Annotated in this window: 1 protein-coding gene; it reads left to right on the top strand. The window is 70.0% G+C overall.

All coding sequences use genetic code 11. The features are described from left to right. Nucleotides 1–1644: non-ribosomal peptide synthetase (locus ACZ562_RS38325; protein WP_471189350.1), on the top strand; the 1644-nt coding region annotated here is incomplete at both ends.

The following is a 1644-nucleotide window of genomic DNA, read 5'->3' on the forward strand; positions in this document are numbered from 1 at the left end:
CCTCCTCCACACCCTCACCACCCACCCCGACCAGCACATCAACACCCTCGACATCCTCCAACCCGACGAACGACACCAGGTACTGGAGGAGTGGAACGCCCCCCACCTCACCGAGGCCACCCCGCACACCCTCCACCAGCTCTTCGAGGCCCAGGCCGCCCGGACCCCCGACGCCGTCGCCGTGTCCTTCGAGGACACCGAGCTGACCTATGCCGAACTGAACGCCCGCGCCAACCGCCTGGCCCGGCACCTCATCACCCGCGGCATCGGCCCCGAACAGCCCGTCGCACTCGTCCTGCCCCGCTGCCCCGAGATGATCACCGCCATGCTGGCCGTGCTCAAAGCAGGGGCGGCGTATGTACCGCTGGACCCGGAGTACCCGGTGGAGCGTCTGCGGCATGTCGCCGCCGACAGCGGCGCCCGGCTGGTGCTGACCCGGCACGGAGTCATCGCGGAGGAGCTGTTCGACGAGCGCGTCAGGCCCGTCTTCCTCGACGAGCCGTGGGCCGGTGAGGACCTGGCCGACAGCGCGGACGACGTGCCCGGCTCGGGCGTACGGCCCGGGAACCTCGCCTACGTCATCTACACCTCCGGCTCCACCGGCCGCCCGAAGGGCGTCGCCATCAGCCACGCCTCGATCATCGGCTTCCTCGCCTGGAACCAGCGGATCTGCTCCCTGACGACCGAGGACCGCGTACTCCAGAACCATTCGGTGGCGTTCGACAACTCCGTGTGGGAGATCTTCCAGTGCCTGGTCTCCGGTGCCCGGCTGCATTTGGTGTCCGCGGAGACGGCCTACGACCCCGATCGATTCCTGGACGCCGTACGGGAGCACCGGATCACGTCGCTGAACGCGACACCGTCGCAGCTTCGGATGCTGCTCGGCGCCGAGCGGAACGTGGCGGATGATCTGCGCTCGGTGCGGATCATCTTCACCGGTGCCGAGGCGGTGCCCCAGGACGTGGCCCGCCAGATTCTCGCGGTGACCCGCGACGACTGCGAGGTCTACAACGAGTACGGACCGACCGAGGCGACGGTGACCTCGGCGGCCTGCCCGATCACCACGGAGCTGCTGGACGCGCACGCGGACCAGCCCAGCGTCCCGTTCGGCCGTCCTACGGACAACGCCCGGCTGTACGTACTCGACGACTACCTCCAGCCCGTGGCCCCCGGCTGCCGGGGCACCCTCTACGTCGGCAGCTCGGCCGTCGGGCGCGGCTATCTGAACAACCCGGTGAAGACGGCGAGCGTGTTCGTGCCCGACCCGTTCGCCGGCACGCCCTCCGCCCGTATGTACCGGACCGGTGACGTGGTGCGGATGCTGCCGGACGGCAACCTCGTGTTCCTGGGCCGGGGGGACGACCAGGTCAAGGTCCGCGGCTTCCGGATCGAGCTGGGGGAGGTGGAGACGGTACTGGCCCGCCACGAGGCGGTGGGCCAGGCGGTCGCCGCGGTCCGGGACGGACGCCTGGTCGGATATGTGCTTCCCGCGCCGGGATGCACGCCCGACATGGCGGAGATCCGTGGCTTCGCGGCCGACGCGCTGCCGGAGTACATGGTGCCGTCGGTGGTGATGACGGTCGGGGAGTTCCCGCTGACTCCGAACGGGAAGCTGGACCGGCGCGCTCTGCCCGCACCGGACTT

The organism is Streptomyces sp. NPDC040410 (genome assembly GCF_055595715.1).